17 protein-coding genes are annotated in these 16,376 nt (G+C 37.8%); 3 read left to right on the top strand and 14 right to left on the bottom strand.

What is annotated here, in order from left to right; all coding sequences use genetic code 11:
* Positions 1-661: 661 nt before the first annotated feature.
* On the top strand, positions 662-2,080 hold the full coding sequence (locus ACFVT8_RS02765; protein ID WP_387082061.1) for an S-layer homology domain-containing protein: 1,419 nt from the start codon (positions 662-664) through the stop codon (positions 2,078-2,080).
* A gap of 42 nt (positions 2,081-2,122) precedes the next feature.
* Here the strand turns inward: ACFVT8_RS02765 and recO are convergent, their stop codons facing one another.
* The 13 genes from recO to rpsU all read right to left on the bottom strand — a co-directional run bounded on the left by recO (position 2,123) and on the right by rpsU (position 13,715).
* A complete protein-coding gene (recO, locus tag ACFVT8_RS02760) occupies positions 2,123-2,917 on the bottom strand; it encodes a DNA repair protein RecO (RefSeq protein ID WP_387082062.1) in 795 nt (264 codons plus the stop codon).
* 391 nt (positions 2,918-3,308) lie between these two features.
* Positions 3,309-4,226: a GTPase Era gene (gene era, locus ACFVT8_RS02755; protein ID WP_387082063.1), complete on the bottom strand. Its 918-nt coding sequence runs from the start codon at positions 4,224-4,226 to the stop codon at positions 3,309-3,311.
* A complete protein-coding gene (locus tag ACFVT8_RS02750; protein ID WP_387082064.1) occupies positions 4,213-4,626 on the bottom strand; it encodes a cytidine deaminase in 414 nt (137 codons plus the stop codon). The genes era and ACFVT8_RS02750 overlap by 14 nt, the downstream gene beginning before the upstream one ends.
* Before the next feature lie 107 nt (positions 4,627-4,733).
* Complete coding sequence (locus ACFVT8_RS02745; RefSeq protein ID WP_387082065.1) at positions 4,734-5,084, bottom strand: diacylglycerol kinase family protein; 351 nt, start codon at positions 5,082-5,084, stop codon at positions 4,734-4,736.
* A complete protein-coding gene (ybeY, locus tag ACFVT8_RS02740; protein ID WP_387082066.1) occupies positions 5,085-5,558 on the bottom strand; it encodes an rRNA maturation RNase YbeY in 474 nt (157 codons plus the stop codon).
* Between the two features lie 8 nt (positions 5,559-5,566).
* Positions 5,567-7,687, bottom strand: coding sequence for an HD family phosphohydrolase (locus ACFVT8_RS02735; protein ID WP_387082067.1), 2,121 nt, complete (start codon positions 7,685-7,687; stop codon positions 5,567-5,569).
* Positions 7,688-7,976: 289 nt separating this feature from the next.
* Positions 7,977-8,933 (bottom strand): PhoH family protein, encoded by a 957-nt coding sequence (locus ACFVT8_RS02730; protein ID WP_387082068.1) that lies wholly within the window; start codon positions 8,931-8,933, stop codon positions 7,977-7,979.
* 2 nt (positions 8,934-8,935) lie between these two features.
* Complete coding sequence (locus ACFVT8_RS02725) at positions 8,936-10,054, bottom strand: sporulation protein YqfD (protein ID WP_387082069.1); 1,119 nt, start codon at positions 10,052-10,054, stop codon at positions 8,936-8,938.
* On the bottom strand, positions 10,044-10,304 hold the full coding sequence (locus ACFVT8_RS02720) for a hypothetical protein (protein ID WP_100545958.1): 261 nt from the start codon (positions 10,302-10,304) through the stop codon (positions 10,044-10,046). Before ACFVT8_RS02720 ends, ACFVT8_RS02725 begins: the two co-directional genes overlap by 11 nt.
* A 55-nt stretch (positions 10,305-10,359) precedes the next feature.
* The gene (locus ACFVT8_RS02715) at positions 10,360-10,848 is read right to left on the bottom strand and encodes a hypothetical protein (RefSeq protein WP_387082070.1); all 489 of its coding nucleotides are present in this window, start codon (positions 10,846-10,848) and stop codon (positions 10,360-10,362) included.
* Positions 10,849-10,873: 25 nt separating this feature from the next.
* The gene (gene floA / locus ACFVT8_RS02710) at positions 10,874-11,878 is read right to left on the bottom strand and encodes a flotillin-like protein FloA (RefSeq protein WP_387082071.1); all 1,005 of its coding nucleotides are present in this window, start codon (positions 11,876-11,878) and stop codon (positions 10,874-10,876) included.
* Between the two features lie 3 nt (positions 11,879-11,881).
* Entirely contained in the window at positions 11,882-13,210 is a 1,329-nt protein-coding gene (locus ACFVT8_RS02705; RefSeq protein ID WP_387082072.1) for an NfeD family protein, read from the bottom strand.
* Positions 13,211-13,541: 331 nt separating this feature from the next.
* On the bottom strand, positions 13,542-13,715 hold the full coding sequence (gene rpsU / locus ACFVT8_RS02700; protein WP_004227078.1) for a 30S ribosomal protein S21: 174 nt from the start codon (positions 13,713-13,715) through the stop codon (positions 13,542-13,544).
* Positions 13,716-13,936: 221 nt separating this feature from the next.
* Here rpsU and ACFVT8_RS02695 point away from each other — a divergent pair, with 221 nt between their 5' ends.
* Positions 13,937-15,274 carry a TrkH family potassium uptake protein gene (locus ACFVT8_RS02695; protein WP_387082073.1) on the top strand — a complete coding sequence of 446 codons (1,338 nt, stop codon included), beginning with the start codon at positions 13,937-13,939 and terminating at the stop codon, positions 15,272-15,274.
* Between the two features lie 179 nt (positions 15,275-15,453).
* The gene (locus tag ACFVT8_RS02690; protein WP_387082074.1) at positions 15,454-16,110 is read left to right on the top strand and encodes a potassium channel family protein; all 657 of its coding nucleotides are present in this window, start codon (positions 15,454-15,456) and stop codon (positions 16,108-16,110) included.
* Here the strand turns inward: ACFVT8_RS02690 and ACFVT8_RS02685 are convergent.
* Positions 16,085-16,376 (bottom strand): hypothetical protein (locus tag ACFVT8_RS02685; RefSeq protein WP_387082075.1); only part of this gene is annotated, 292 nt, incomplete at its 5' end. The two genes, ACFVT8_RS02690 and ACFVT8_RS02685, sit on opposite strands and share 26 nt — an antisense overlap.

Below are 16,376 nucleotides of genomic sequence, written 5' to 3'. Positions count from 1 at the left end.
ATGAATAGTTACTACTATGTTTATGTTAAAAACTATTCAAAAATTAGTTTTTTATGCCTAACACATCCTCTTAACAACAGCTAATAATTTGAAATCAAAAAGGTATAAAGTTCTATACAAAAGACTTAAAAGCGTATATTTATAATTTAGAGTTAAATTTTTCTTATAAATAATATTTCTGTAAATTATAAAGAATTAATCAATTCGTCCTAATACCGTTAGCGAAAATCCAATATAAACATATAAATATTGCCATTTAAGAGAAATAAATACTCACATTTGTATTTAGGAAACATTGGAAATTAACCATTTTTATGGTTTCAATCCGACTTTTGTCTCACCTCTAATATAGGATCAGAGATAAGTAGCCCCCTGTCTCTAAAAAGATTATCGTTCGACTCTAAAGCAACTAGTTGGAACGGAAATAATATCTACTCCATGTTGATGAATAAGCCCTTTTCCCATGTTAATTTTTAGCAGTATAAAATTCCCTCTATTCTCAGCTTCATCATTTTGATATAAATAAAGTACTATAGTTAATCCTTAATGTTAAACATCAATAATTTAACAATTCATGGAGGTTCCAACCTATTACATTCAGCCCAATTGTAATAGGTTTGGTCCTAGCTATAAATTTTTCATTTACTTTGGAGGAAATTATTTGAAGACCAATCGTTTTTATCACATCGCAATGGCATCAGCACTAGCAACAAGTGCTATTGTAATTGCCCCACAAGCACATGCTGCATCGGTGTTCCCCGACATAAATGCATCAACTGAGGAAGGCAAAGCTGTTATTAACTTAACCCAACGTGGCATTATATCAGGCTATCCAGATGGCACATTTAAACCTGCGAATTCAATTACTCGTACACAAGCCGCGAAAATTTTAGCTGGTATTTTAAAGCTAGATACGGTCCATGTAAAAAATCCTAATTTTAAGGATATAAAACCTGGCGATGCAAATTATGGCGCGATTGCTGCTTTAGCAAATGCAGGTATTATTAGCGGATCCAATGGATATTTCTACCCAACTAAAAATATTACACGTGGACAAATGTCAAAAATGATTGTGAAAGGCTTTAAATTACCAATTACAAACGGCACTTACATTCCTTTCGATGATGTCAATGAAGGCAGTGAATACGAACCATATATAAAAACGCTATTTGCTAACAGCATCACAAAAGGTACAACCCCTACTACCTATGGACCACAAAGCAATGTAAAACGCTCTCAGTTAGCACTTTTTGTTGTTCGTGCTGAAAAAGCTCAAGGCAACACTACAGTTTTTGCTAGTCAATATAAGCAAGACTATATCTTTGCTTCTTATGGCGGCATTAAACCTTCAGAGGATATCTTTACATGGGATGAAGATGAAGATGATTTTATGGCAGAGTCTATTACAATTAGACCGCTAAAAGAAGGTACAGGAAAATTAGTTATTACGGGCTATAAGGAAGATTCCGAAGAATTTATGGATTTCTTTTACTTAGTACATGTGAAAAACGTAAATGGAAAGCTACAAACAACACTTGAAAAAGTGAAAGAAGAGGATTATGCAGAAGACTTACCGCTCAACTTAATGGAAAGCGATTTAAAATTTGTCCCTACAGGGGTAAGTATTCAAACTGCGGATGGTCAAGCCCTATCTCCTACTTTATATAGTTTTAAATCAACGAATAATTCAGCCACACTTTCTATCTTTAAAAATGGGCAATATATTTTGAATTTCACTAATGGTACTCAACAACAAACGATGGCTGCTGATGTTAATACGTATGATTTCGTGCGTAGTATTGATTTGTATCAAATTACGGATGAGTTAACGTTTTCGAGTAATGATCTATCTTTCGAGCCAACACAGGTTGCCGTAGAAAAATTTGATTCTGAACCAGCAACTGTGAAAGCTTCAATAAAGGAAAAGAAAGTAAATGTTACACCATTAGCAGAAGGCCCCTCAATTTTACATATTACAGGTAAAAATGGTGAAACTGCTTATCTTTATATTGAATTTCTAAAAATCGCTAATAAGTGGGTTGCTCGTTTTGAATTTTTGGATGATCAAGGAGATTATTAATATATTGTAGTGTAAGAAAAGTAAACTGCCAGAAGATCAATATTAATGGTCTTCTGGCGTTTTTTCTTGATCAGCACTTGTTCTTAACTGAAATTCAGGCGTTCTCTCAAGCTGTTCGATAAATTTTTTAGTCTTAAAACGAATTCCTGTTTGTTCCTCGTAAATTGTAGTAATTATTTTTTTTATAAAATATTTTGTTTCCTTTTTCAATTCTAATTTCCCAATCTGGTCAATCGGTACAGTATAGAACATTCGGATAAGCTTAAGCTGAGTCGGTGTTAATCGAATGATATAAGGATCATGCTGATAACAACGATGACACAGAAAACCTCCCTGTACAAAAGAAAACGCAAATTCTCCATCTACTGCACCACAAGTAGCACAAGCATGTAATATAGGCTGTACACCTGTATAGGGTAGCATTTTCCATTCTACGAACAATGTGATGGCCTCTGGGTCATATCCTTCCTCAATTGCTTGTAATGCTTGAAGGAGCACATCAAATGCAAGTGGCTCAGGTCTCCCCTCTTCTACTACACGTTCGACAAGTTCCATTATATAACTTGCATAGGCTGTTGCCATTATATCCTCGCGAATATGCCGCATAGAATTGAGATGCTCGCCTTGTTGCAATGTCCCCATACCAGTATGATGCTGTACCATAAACATGCCATACGTAAATGGCTGTGTCACAGATGATAATCTACTGGAAGGCTTCTTCGCTCCTCGAGCCATTGTTGCAACCTTTCCTGCTTCTCTTGTTAGTAATGTTACAATTTTATTTGATTCCCCATAGGCACGCACCTTTAGGACAATTCCTTCCCATTTATGAAGCATCGATTCTCCCCCTTTCTACAATGCAATCAATTATGCCTCGGCATAATTGCGTTCGGAATCGGCTTTTTGCTTAGGCCTGCAAATGTTTTTTGTGCGAAAGCGTAGTGCTAACGTGGCGTAAGCAGCATAATGTTGGTCACTCAATCGTGTGTTGCTGTCGCTGCGCTTTCGCACAGATAAATTGCCACAGGACGTGGCGTTCTTAGATTGAGTTCCTCTATTTCAGTGGTGTCTTAACATCTGTACCTGCCGCTTCGCTTTCGCTACAAAAAACATTTGCTGAAAGAAGTGAAAATAGAGCTCTCCAATAATTATTGGACAGCTCCATTTTAAACTACAGCGACAAATAGGAATGTTAGTAGGTTGCTTTGTAACTTAACAGCATTTCCTATTAATATTCATCATCACGGAAACCGAAGTCACGTAAATGTGTTGATTTATTTCGCCAATCCTTTTGTACCTTTACCCAAAGCTCTAAATACACTTTTGAACCTAGAAGCATTTCAATATCTTTTCTTGCACGTATCCCTACTTCTTTCAATAGCGCTCCACGTTTACCAATAACAATCCCTTTTTGAGAATCCCTTTCCACGATAATCGTTGCTGCTACACGAATTTTATCTTCGTTTTCTTCATCACGGCGAATTTTATCAATAACAACAGCAATGGAATGAGGTATTTCTTCACGCGTTAAATGTAACACTTTTTCACGAATTAACTCTGAAATAATAAAACGCTCAGGATGATCTGTTACTTGATCAGCTGGATAATATTGTGGACCCTCTGGTAAATATTTTGTTAATGTTGATAATAAATTTTCGACATTATTCCCTTGTAACGCTGAAATTGGAACTATTTCCGCAAAGTCATAACGCTCTTTGTAGCTTTCAATGATCCCTATTAATTCATCAGGATGAATTTGATCGATTTTATTAATCACTAGGAAGACCGGCGTTGGATTACCCGCCAGCATTTCAAGGATGAATTCGTCACCCTTTCCAAGTTTCTGCTCTGCATTTACCATGAACATAATAACATCCACTTCGCGCAATGTATTTTTAGAAACCTTTAGCATAAAATCCCCTAGCTTATGTTTCGGCTTGTGGATTCCTGGTGTATCTATAAAAATCATTTGGCTATCGTTTGTTGTTAGTACACCTTGTACTTTATTTCGTGTTGTTTGTGGTTTATCACTCATAATCGCAATTTTTTGACCAATGACACGGTTTAAAAATGTTGATTTCCCTACATTTGGTCGCCCGATTATGGAGATAAAACCTGACTTATAGCCATTGTTATTTTCCAGCATTCTCTAAATCCTCCGTTGTAAATGCAAACGGTAGTAATTCGCCTACAGACGTTACCGTGACATCACCTTTTAAGTTTGTTAAATATACAGGCATAGATGGTTTGCAAAATTCCATCATCACTTGACGACAAGCTCCGCATGGCGCACATGGTCCATCCGTATCAGCTACAATAGCGATCGCCTCAAAATCATAAATACCTTCTGACACGGCTTTGAAAAAGGCTGTACGTTCAGCACAATTGGTCATACTATAGCCAGCATTTTCAATATTGCAACCATGAATAACCTCTCCATTTTTCGTTAAAATCGCCGCGCCAACTTTAAATTTTGAATAAGGTACATAAGCTTTTTCACGCGCTTTTTTTGATTCTTTTAGTAATGCATGCATATCAATTGTCATTAATGTTCTCCTCTACATAATCAATTACGCCTTGGCGTAATTGATTAAATCATTATTCTTCAGCACAACTGCTACTACTTCATGACCGATTAATATTTTTTGTAATATCAAAACCATTTCGGTATAAATATGAGTAATCCGATTATAGCACTGAATATCGCAAATACAAGTACTGCGCCTGCTGCTAGATCTTTAGCCTGCTTAGCAAGTGGATGGATGTTAGGTGAAGCTAAGTCCACTACTCGTTCAATTGCAGTATTAATCATTTCAAGTACTAACATTAGTGCTATTAATAGCAACACAATATACCATTCTATACGTGATAAATCCGTAAAATAGCCAGCAATCAAAACTATTCCTGCACTTAGCAAATGGGACTTAAAATTTTGCTCGGTACAGGCTGTAATGATACCTTTAAAGGCATACCCAAAAGAGCATACGAATTTGCGTACATTCATTTATTCTCGTCCTAAGCCGAAAGATTGTAAAATCTCATCCTGTTTACCGAACATCACCTTTTCATCTTCTGGCTCCATATGATCATAGCCAAGCAGATGTAAGAAACCGTGAACCGCTAAAAAGCCTAATTCTCGCTCAAATGTATGCCCATATTCCTCCGCTTGTTCCTTTGTACGATCCGTTGAAATAATAATATCTCCTAAGACACGAGGCATCCCTGCAAATGTTACTTCCATTTCTCCCTCACCTAATTCCTCCAGGGCAAACGAGATAACATCTGTCGGTTGATCCTTGTCACGATATTCTCGGTTTATTTCTTGAATCGCTTCATTTGTAACAAACGTCACTGACACTTCTGTTTCAGGCTCAATATTCTCTACTTTCGCTGCATGCTGTAAAAGCTTTTCAACAAGCTCCATATGCTCAGCAGCCACTTCATTTGTTTCATCTGTAAAATCAATTGTTAAAATCATAGATCCTCCTACTTATCTGCCTTTGGATATTCAATTCGTGAGTGGAAAATTCCATTCATCGTTTCACAAAGTACTCGCTCTATACATTTTAACTCTTTTATTGAAATATCGCATTCATCAAATTGATTGTCTTGTACTCGATCATCAATAATTGCTCGTACCAACTTTTGAATTTTCTCTGCATTCGGTTCCTTCATCGATCGAACCGCTGCTTCAACGCTATCTGCGACACTAATAACCGCCGCTTCCTTCGTTTGCGGCTTCGGACCTGGATATCTGTACTTTGTATCATCTAAACATTTTCCTTCTTCTTTCGCTTTAAAGTAGAAGTATTTTAACAGACTAGATCCGTGATGTTGCAAGGCAATATCGATAATTTCCTGTGGCATCTTATAACGTTTTAACATTTCAGCCCCGTCAGTTGTATGCGCGATAATAATTTCCGCGCTTTTTTCTGGGGGCAATGAATCATGTGGGTTAATACCAGACATTTGATTTTCGATGAAAAAGGCAGGACGCTTTGTTTTACCAATATCATGATAATAACATCCTACACGAGCCAGTAATCCATCCGCTCCAATTTCTTCACATGCTGCCTCTGCTAAGTTCGCCACCATTACACTATGATGATATGTTCCAGGAGCCTCCATTAGTAATTTTTTCAACAATGGATGATTTGGGTTCGATAATTCGATTAAACGCAACGACGACAATAAACTAAATGCTGATTCAAAGAATGGTAAAAGCCCCATTGTAAGAGCCCCTGATAACAGAGCCGATATCATTGCTGCGATAAAGTAAAACACCAACTCCGACATGCCATAAGAAGATTGTGTCATCAGTAAATAAAATGCGATAAACGACATATTGACTAGCCCAATGACACCTACAGCATGTAGAATATGCGAACGCTTTTCTACACTGCCCAAAAAGAATAAGCTCGCAAAGCCTCCAAAAATTATATACAATGTAATTTCCATCTGCATGACAGATGAATAACCCTCTTGAAAAATAACACCCGCAGATGCCGCTGTCATAACCGTAATTAGCACCGCTGCACGATCATCCGCTAATAGCCGTACAAGCATTGTTGCCAAAGCTGTTGGGAAAAGGAAGGCTACAGTAACATCAAAGCCACCTGAGACTAGGCTTATAAATTTCATCAGCAAGATGGATAAACTATAAACAATTACTGTTACCAACAATGCATTACGTTTCTTGTGCTCATTTATATCCCAACGTTCAAATAAAACAAACATAAACGTCATTTCCAGAAGGATTAAAATAATCAGCCCTGCAATCGGTTTCATCGAGGCCTTATTACTCACCATACCTAGAAGCTCTAATTGACGAAACGCCTCATTATCAATAATTTGCCCTTCCTGTACGATGATTTGCCCTTGAAGAATTCGAGTTGGTTCAACCGATTCCTTCGCTTGTTGCTTTCGAATTTTCGTTTGTTCTTCGTTTATCGTCTCATTTTCGATAATACTCGTACGTCCAATTAAAACTACCGTATTAAATATTTTATCTGGATAGCCTCGTTGTCCACGAATTTTTGTCTCAAAATCATTTTGAGCCGCAAACACATTTTCTGATCGAATGGATTTTTGCAAATATTCCTGCACAAGTTTTGATAGTTGTGTACTCGTTCTTTTTAAATCAGCTTCACTTTGTATTAACAAACCTTCTAGTTGTGAATCAGTAAAGATAATTGGCATTTGATCTGAATCTATCGATTCAAACTTTTTGCGAAGCTGTCCCACTTGGTCTGCAATCGGAACAGGTTCTTTACTACTCTCAACATCCGCCTTTACCTCAAGAACATAATCAAATAAAGAGGTTACAATCGCAGCTCGCTGTTTAGCGACATCCGCAGAAAATTGATAGACTGGTTCAACCGCATTTGTTGCTTTTTCTCGTTCCTGTTGTGTTTTATAAGTATCTTCTATCGTTTTAGTAGATCGTACTGTTTCAGGCGCTAGTTGTAATGGTTTAAAATCATATGTAACACCTTTAACATTGCCATACATAAAAGCAAATTGTAGGGCTCCTGTTAAGATGAGAACGACAATTAAAAAGTAGCGGAAGCCAATAAGTTCTGTAAATTTTTTTAATTGTTTCTCCATCTGGCACCTCCTCTATCTAATTACTATCATACCAATTCAATAAACATTTTTCTCGAGAAATGTATAAGAAAGCAAAAAAACAGCTATACAAATCGTATAGCTGTCACAAATTTTCCCATTTTCCAATCATTTTCACGTTTGTTAAATTTTACTGCTGTCATATTAACTCTAACCATGTTGTACCTGTCACTTCGCTTTCTGTGCCAGATTTTCAAACCCCGTTGCACCTGCCGTTCCGTTCCACTCCACTTTCGGTGCAGACTTTAATATGACCGCATATGCGGTCATATTAAAGTTGCTGTTCTTCGTAGGCTTGGATGATTTTTGCTACGATTGGATGGCGTACTACATCGCCCTGTTCTAAAATTTGGAAATGTATTGATTTAACATACTTTAGTGTACGTTCTGCTACGATTAATCCAGAATCTATATTTTTTGGTAGGTCAATTTGTGTTTTGTCGCCGGTAATGACCATTTTTGAGCCAAAGCCTAGTCGCGTTAAAAACATCTTCATTTGTTGATGTGACGTATTTTGAGCTTCATCTAAAATGACAAAGGCATCGTCTAATGTACGGCCACGCATATACGCTAAAGGTGCAATTTCGATTGTACCTCGTTCAATAAGTCTTTGAGTTTGTTCTGACCCGTAGATATCGTTTAAAGCGTCATAAAGAGGGCGTAAATATGGATCTACCTTTTCCTTCAAATCCCCCGGAAGAAAGCCTAGAGACTCGCCTGCCTCTACAGCAGGGCGTGTTAAAATAATACGCTTAACATGCCCATTTTTTAGCGCCTGTGTTGCCATGACTACCGCTAAATACGTTTTCCCAGTACCAGCTGGTCCGATACCAAAAACAACGTCTTTATGACGGATTGCTTGTATGTATTCTCGTTGACCAATTGTTTTTGCACGAATAGGCTTTCCTTTCGTCGTACGAGCTATTTCTTCATCATAAAGTTCCGCAAAATATTCAATCGTTCCTTTTTGTGTCATTTCAATAGCTGTTGCAACATCACGCTGATCAATATTTATTCCTTTACGAATGACCTTTAAAAGAGCATGTAACAGGAATGTCGCTTGTTCCTTTGCATCCTCTTCACCAGCAAGCTGAATTTGTTCACCACGTGTAATGATGTGGACGTGTAAAGCTTCTTCGATTAATTTCATATTTGCATCGGAAATTCCGAGTAGCATAACCGCTTCGTTTGGATTATCCACTTGTAATACAGTTAAATGTTCTGACATAATCATTCTCCTTGTGGGCCTTGTATTGGACTGGCTATGTTTTCATTGACTAAAAATAGAACTTTCCCTTCAACTGTACCATTCCCCCACTTTACCTGTAAAAGGTTTTCTTTTTTTATAACCGTTTTCGCAGGTAATGAACGTATTACCTTTTCATGAAGCAATGGTATGAGCAATGAATCTATTTTAGACTCATCAAGCTCTACTTGCATTTTTTTAGTGTACTGCTCCTCAACAATTGAAACATATGGATCGAGCCAAGTAGGTAAATCCTTCTTTTGCACATAGTCAACTTTTCCTTTATCTTGATGAATGCCTTTCACTAATACACGCCACTGCTTCTGTTGTAGCGTTTCCATTGTTAGCTTTCTTGGAATTTTAAATGAACATTCGAGCCAATAATCTGCGTAGACCTCTCCTTTTGCCCCAACAAAGACTTGATCTTCACCACTTTCAATTACGCCACTTACGAGAACATCACCTTCATAAGCCGTATCGTTGACTGAAATTTTCCGTTCACCATTTTGAATATTAAAGTGAGTAATAACACCACTTTTTGTTGCCACTAAATGTGTCGCTAATTTTTCATTCGTTTGTTTTGTTTGTTTCGGGGACTCCTGAGGTCGTAATATTACACGTCCACCATGCTTTTCAATATGCACCCATGAAAGATCTCGATGCCCTTCTAGTAGCTTCTGACGAATGACAGCATCTGAAGGTAACCCTTTTTTTGAAATAGGTGTTTCTAAATGAAAGGTATCTTCAAAGGTCTTTCCCAGACGTTCCTCTAACTCTGGTGTTGCCGCTTCAATATCAATACGCCAAATAATTTGTGCACATAGCACTGGAATTAATATCATCAACGCTAGACCAAGCAGAGTCCAAAGCTGCGCTCGTAAAACTTGAAGTTCATCAGCATAATAGACAGCCATTTTAAGTCGGTAACGCCTACGTACACGGCGAATCTTTGGTAGATAATGCATAGTAGTTTCAAAAGCAACTTCTTGCTCACGAAAGACAATCCGCTTTAATGGCACATGTTGTGCATGCAATGCTTGAATAAAAGGATGAACATTTTCATGTCGCTTTATACGTATGATAATTGGCCGATTATTCCACATTATCGCTCACACCCATATCCTTTGTCATTTTCATATGAAGCTCCTGTAAATCCTCTACAGAAAGATGAAGCATTTCTTCTTTAAGAGCATTAATTTCCACTGATTTTCCACGCACAGTAATATGATAATCTGCATAGATAAAAGAGCATGATGAAGCATCAGCATGTAGAAAACGATATGGCCCAATGATTTTTAATGTGTCATATTGTAATAATTCAAGTAGTGGCGTTAATTGAAATAGTTTTCTCATAAAAAAATGCCTCCTTCTTCGGCAATATATGCATCGAAAAAGGAGGACATGCTAGTTATTTTCTTTTCGCTTTCGGAGGACCTAAAACTTCTGCCATTACAACAGCCTGCATCAATGATTTTTTTGATTTTGGTAATTGAAAAGCCGATTGTGATTCAGCTACTCCCACAACTTTTTTCCCAGCTGCCAAACGACCGATACTTTCTCTATTCGAAGTCCGACTCACTTTCTCAGTTGGGATTAACGGCGGTGCTACATAGCTTGATACTTCCTCACTTACTGTTTCTTCGACAATTTTTTTCGGCTCTTCAACTTTAGGCTGTTCATTTTTCCATTCACCTATAAATTCACGTGCAAAATCCTCAAAGCTCTGTGGTTTAGAAGTAGGACGTTGCGCTTGAGTCATCTCTGCTTTTGTTATAACAGGAGGCTCAACATGTGAACCCTTATTGAAAGGAGGCATTGGTTTTTGTTCTTTCTTTTTTGCTTTACCGAAAATAGAGCTGACTATGGCAATTATCACAAATATAATTAATTGTTCCATTTATTAGTACTGCTCCTTTCAGTTTTTATTCTTTAGGTTCATTTGTTTCTGATTTATCCGAGCCTACTTTAGAAATGGAGTCTCGCATAGCTGTATCTGCTTGAATGTTGCGGTAGTTCATGTAATCCATGATACCAAGATTACCCGAACGTAGTGCTTCAGCCATCGCCTGTGGTACTTCTGCTTCTGCTTCTACTACTTTCGCCTTCATCTCTTGAACGCGTGCAATCATTTCTTGTTCGTTTGCTACAGCCATTGCTCGACGCTCTTCAGCTTTCGCTTGGGCAATGTTTTTATCTGCCTGCGCTTGTTCAATTTGTAATTCAGCACCGATGTTTTTGCCGATATCAACGTCAGCAATATCGATCGATAAGATTTCAAATGCTGTCCCAGAGTCTAAGCCCTTTGCTAATACAGTTTGAGAAATCATATCAGGATTTTCTAGTACTGTCGTATGACTAGAGGCGCTACCAATTGTAGAAACGATCCCTTCACCTACACGGGCAATAACCGTTTCTTCACCTGCACCACCGACTAAACGTTCAATGTTCGCGCGCACTGTAATACGTGCCTTCGCTTTTACTTCAATCCCGTTCATGGCAACACCTGCAATAAATGGTGTTTCAATAACTTTCGGGTTAACAGACATTTGTACCGCTTCTAATACATCACGACCCGCTAAATCAATTGCCGCACAACGTTCAAATGTTAACTCGATATTTGCACGATGAGCTGCGATTAACGCATTGACAACTCGGTCGACATTACCACCTGCTAAATAGTGACTTTCAAGTTGATTAATCGTCACAGGTAAACCTGCTTTATGTGCTTTAATTAATGGGTTCACAATTCGTGATGGGATTACACGACGTAAACGCATACCGATTAATGTGAATATACTAACGCGGACACCTGCAGCAAGTGCAGAAATCCACAGTGCCACTGGTACAAAGGTAAAGAATACCGCGACAACAATGAATAATAAGACTAGCCCTACAATTGGACCAATTAAAGCTAAATCAAGTCCCATTTGTTATTCCTCCATCTCTTTTTCTGTTTGTCTCACAACTATACGTGAGCCCTCTACTTTAATAACTTCTACATGTTTCCCAGCATCAACATAGCCACCTTCCGATACTACGTCAATGCGTTCACTACCAAATAGCATTGTACCTGCCGGACGAAGTGGAGTAATCGCTGTACCTACTTTTCCGAGCAACTCTGTGCGATTCACGTTAGATACATAGCCCTCTTCCGTCGTTGTCGCATCCATCAAGACTAGCTTGTTTAAAACATGCAATTTTTTACCAAAAAATTTCATCAGGATCACCATTCCTATTATCGCTACAACAAGCGCAATGAAAATCGCTATAATCATTTGCATCATGTTTGCACCTGCCAGTATTAGACTTAGTAATATTAGCACACCACCTAAAATACCAACAATACCTCCGGGGACAAAAAATTCCGCAACAACAAGCGCTAAGCCTACAATAAATAAAAGTAATACTTCATAGCCTGCCAACCCCGCCACCATATGACCGAAGAAAAACAATCCAAGTGCTGACAACCCCATTATACCTGGAACACCAAAACCTGGCGAATATAGCTCAACTACAAGTCCCAAGCTTGCAATCGACAATAAAATTGGAACTATAATCGGATTCGTAATAAAACGAGCAATTTTTTCAGCAAAAGTAGGTTCAACCTGAACGATGTCACTGCCTTTTAATTTCGTTTTCTCTAAAAGATCTTGGAAATTCGAAACCGTCCCATTAGAATATCTAACTTTTTCTGCCTCCGAGGCAGATAAAGTTAATAATTTCCCTTCTCCTGCTCGAAATTCTGGTAAATCAACAGATGCATCAGCCATTGCTCGTGCATATTTTGGATAGCGACCTTTCGATTCTGCTGCTGCTTCCATTTGAGCAACCCAAGCACTATGAGCCTTTAAGTCTGCTGCATTTCCTGCCGAGTCAATAACTGCAGCCGCCCCGATCGTTCCATTTGGCACCATATAGATTTCATCCGCATGTAAGGCTAAAAAGGCACCTGCAGAATGCGCGTCTTTGTTAATATACGCAATCTTACGTATATCTGTTGCATCCATAAGCATAGCAATATCCCCTGCTGCATTCACGAAACCGCCAGGCGTATGAATGTCTAAAACAATCGCCTCTGCATCGTTTTCTTCCGCCTCTTTAAAAGCTCGTTCTAAAAATGCGTGAAGTCCTCGTTCTACTTCGTTATGAATAGGTATGTGGTAGACCTTACTACTAGCAAAAGCCGACGTTACTGGAAACGCTAACAAAAATGTCATCCAAATAACTAATAAATAGCTGAGGATTCTTCGTCTTCGCATCTTTTTCCCTCCCTTCTAACATGCTTCTCTCCTGTATTTACGACTGACCAACCAAAAAGTTTCATAAATCTTAATAATTTTATTATACAGTGATTTTTTTATCTGTGGTGCCTTAATAAACATATAGCTTGTACTATCAGTATGTAACATAAAAGCCGAATGAATCTCAGGGATCACATTCGGCTTCTCCAATATGTACGTAAATTTGAGAGTTTAAAGTAAAATACCTGAAATTAATCGACATGCGATTAATTCCAGGTATATCTTTGTCTGCTCAGTGAATCATACAATTGCGTGTTATGAACGTAGGGATTTTTAATGGGAAATTAAATTACCACTTACGTTTACGTGCAGCTTCTGATTTCTTTTTACGTTTTACGCTAGGTTTTTCGTAGAACTCGCGCTTTCTAACTTCTTGAATTGTACCACTTTTTGATACAGTACGTTTGAAGCGGCGAAGAGCATCTTCAAGCGATTCGTTTTTGCGAACGACAGTTTTTGACATCTCTCTTTCCCTCCCTCCGAACACACGTCAATACACAAATAGGCAAATAACCATTTGCTGTGTACTAAAGAATTATAACGTATTGTCTAAAAATGGTCAATAGAAAGTGTACGAATTAATCTAATGAATTTTTGGCTTTATTACCTTAAGAATTTTCAACATACTTTTGGACAACAATAAACAAACATAGTTTTTTACTTTAGGTTCATGAGGAGAATAAAATGAAAACATTCAATAATAAATTAAATCCTCCAAAAATACTTGTATTGGGCTTTGCTGTCATCATTTTAGCCGGAGCATTTTTCTTAACACTCCCCATTGCAACCGCCGATGGTAATGGTCTTTCATTTTTAGATGCTTTATTTACTGCCACCTCTGCTACCTGTGTAACTGGACTGGTTGTTGTAGATACTGGTACTACATTTTCGATATTTGGAGAATTAGTTATTCTTTTTCTGATTCAAATTGGCGGATTAGGTTTTATGACATTCGCGACGTTATTATTTTTGCTTTTAGGAAAAAAAATATCTTTAAAAGAAAGGCTTTTGTTAAAGGAAGCATTTAATAACGTTACAATCGCTGGTCTCGTTAAATTAGTTAAAAGGATACTATTATTTTCAGGACTAATTGAACTAATAGGTGGTTTAATTTTATCTATTCGTTTTTCATTCGATATGCCTGTAGGTAAAGCCTTTTATTTCGGTTTTTTCCATGCCATATCCAATTTTAATAATGCCGGATTTGATTTAATGGGTAACTTCAAAAGCTTGACAATGTACGTGGACGATCCTTTCGTAGTATTAACTATTTGTGCACTTATTACGATTGGTGGATTAGGGTTTATTGTTATCAATGAACTATATGAATACCGAGGAACGAAACGACTTTCAGTGCATACAAAAATTGTACTAACTACAACGTTTATTTTAACAGTTGGCTCGACGCTTTTAATTTTCTTATTTGAATACGGAAATAGCAAAACTATTGGATCGCTATCTGAATCAGGCAAAATTCTTGGTCCATTATACCAAGCTGTTACATCAAGAACTGCCGGCTCTAATACCCTTCCTATTGGTGATTTAACACATTCAACACTATTTTTAATAATTTGGCTAATGTTCATTGGAGCGGGTTCAGGATCAACTGCTGGAGGTATTAAAATAACTACTTTCGCAATTTTAATTGCTACGATGTGGTCTCAACTAAAAGGGAAAGAAGATGTTGTGCTTTTTAGACGTAGAATTGTACATGAAACGATCTTAAAAGCTTTAACTGTCACAATGTGTGGAATGATGATTGTCGTACTAGTTACCATTGTCTTAAGCCTTATTGAACAACGTCATAGTTTTATGATGTATTTATTTGAGGCTACCTCTGCATTCAGTACCACTGGGCTTTCAATGGGGCTAACACCCGAGCTATCAAGTGGTGGCCGTCTTCTTATCATATTAACAATGTTCGTAGGGAGATTGGGCCCATTAACAATTGCTTTCGCCATCACAAAACGTCGAAAAACAGAAGCTTTCCGTCATCCAAAAGGAAATATTATGATTGGCTGAGATCCCCACCCCTAAAGGGACAAGTTGACTAATGTCAGTAACACCTTTCAGACAATTAAGATAGCAAATGCTACCTTTTGTCTGATATCACTTTCATCCCATATCTAAAGATGGCTACACCTTGCATGAGCTTTCTCGTTCGGCAAATCTGTAACCATAATAAAGGAGCAAAAGTACAAATGACTATCAAACAATATGCTGTCATCGGTCTAGGTAGGTTTGGAGTAAGCGTAGCCCGCAAATTGAATGAAGCTGGGCATGAAGTTTTAGGAATTGATATAAATGAGGAAAGAGTCGATGATGCCGAACCTTACGTGACACATGCAGTAGTTGCTGATACGACAGAAGAAAAAGCACTTAACTCCATTGGGATAAGAAATTTCGATTGTGTCATCGTTGCAATCGGTATAGATATGCAATCAAGTATTTTAACTGTCTCATTATTAAAAGAGCTAGGTATTAAAAAAATAATTGCAAAGGCTCTTGGAAAAAGACATGGACAAGTTCTAGACAAAGTTGGTGCCGATTGGATTATTTACCCTGAGCGCGATATGGGGGAGCGAGTAGCCAATCAGCTACTTTCACCTAATATGCTAAATTATATTGAATTGTCAAAAGATTACAGTGTAGAAGAAATTATGATTCCTTCTAAAATGGCTGGCCAAAATTTACGGGATTTAGACATACGAGCGAAATATAATGTCAGTGTTATTGCCATAGTTCGAGATGGTAATATAACCATCTTACCCTCTCCAGATCAGATTATTGAAGAAAGAGATATATTAGTTATGATTGGCCATAGAAAGGATCTTACTGTATTTTCAAATGTTGAGTAGAAATAAGGCTAAAACAAAAAATAGGCTGCGTCAAAAGGGATTTTCCCTTGAAACAGCCCGCTACTTTTTTCTCAATTATACCTGGGTTTAAGCTTGCACTAAAAACTCTTTCATGCGTTGTTGCTGCCGCTTCGCTTTCGCACAGATAAAACATTGTTGCTGCCGCTTCGCTTTCGCACAGATAAAACATTGTTGCTGCCGCTTCGCTTTCGCACAGATAAAACATTGTTGCTGCCGCTTCGCTTTCGCACAGATAAAACATTGTC

The sequence above is a fragment of the Lysinibacillus sp. NPDC058147 genome (assembly GCF_042884205.1).
GTDB lineage: Bacteria > Bacillota > Bacilli > Bacillales_A > Planococcaceae > Lysinibacillus.
This window is presented reverse-complemented; position numbering and strand designations above follow the sequence as displayed.

What these genes read in the sequence shown, in the direction of transcription:
- recO (WP_387082062.1), bottom strand. Translation starts at nt 2,917, where the DNA reads ATGCTTCATAAATGGGAAGGAATTGTCCTAAAGGTGCGTGCCTATGGG.
- era (WP_387082063.1), bottom strand. Translation starts at nt 4,226, where the DNA reads ATGCTGGAAAATAACAATGGCTATAAGTCAGGTTTTATCTCCATAATC.
- ACFVT8_RS02750 (WP_387082064.1), bottom strand. Translation starts at nt 4,626, where the DNA reads ATGACAATTGATATGCATGCATTACTAAAAGAATCAAAAAAAGCGCGT.
- ACFVT8_RS02745 (WP_387082065.1), bottom strand. Translation starts at nt 5,084, where the DNA reads ATGAATGTACGCAAATTCGTATGCTCTTTTGGGTATGCCTTTAAAGGT.
- ybeY (WP_387082066.1), bottom strand. Translation starts at nt 5,558, where the DNA reads ATGATTTTAACAATTGATTTTACAGATGAAACAAATGAAGTGGCTGCT.
- ACFVT8_RS02735 (WP_387082067.1), bottom strand. Translation starts at nt 7,687, where the DNA reads ATGGAGAAACAATTAAAAAAATTTACAGAACTTATTGGCTTCCGCTAC.
- ACFVT8_RS02730 (WP_387082068.1), bottom strand. Translation starts at nt 8,933, where the DNA reads ATGTCAGAACATTTAACTGTATTACAAGTGGATAATCCAAACGAAGCG.
- ACFVT8_RS02725 (WP_387082069.1), bottom strand. Translation starts at nt 10,054, where the DNA reads ATGTGGAATAATCGGCCAATTATCATACGTATAAAGCGACATGAAAAT.
- ACFVT8_RS02720 (WP_100545958.1), bottom strand. Translation starts at nt 10,304, where the DNA reads ATGAGAAAACTATTTCAATTAACGCCACTACTTGAATTATTACAATAT.
- ACFVT8_RS02715 (WP_387082070.1), bottom strand. Translation starts at nt 10,848, where the DNA reads ATGGAACAATTAATTATATTTGTGATAATTGCCATAGTCAGCTCTATT.
- floA (WP_387082071.1), bottom strand. Translation starts at nt 11,878, where the DNA reads ATGGGACTTGATTTAGCTTTAATTGGTCCAATTGTAGGGCTAGTCTTA.
- ACFVT8_RS02705 (WP_387082072.1), bottom strand. Translation starts at nt 13,210, where the DNA reads ATGCGAAGACGAAGAATCCTCAGCTATTTATTAGTTATTTGGATGACA.
- rpsU (WP_004227078.1), bottom strand. Translation starts at nt 13,715, where the DNA reads ATGTCAAAAACTGTCGTTCGCAAAAACGAATCGCTTGAAGATGCTCTT.
- ACFVT8_RS02695 (WP_387082073.1), top strand. Translation starts at nt 13,937, where the DNA reads ATGAAAACATTCAATAATAAATTAAATCCTCCAAAAATACTTGTATTG.
- ACFVT8_RS02690 (WP_387082074.1), top strand. Translation starts at nt 15,454, where the DNA reads ATGACTATCAAACAATATGCTGTCATCGGTCTAGGTAGGTTTGGAGTA.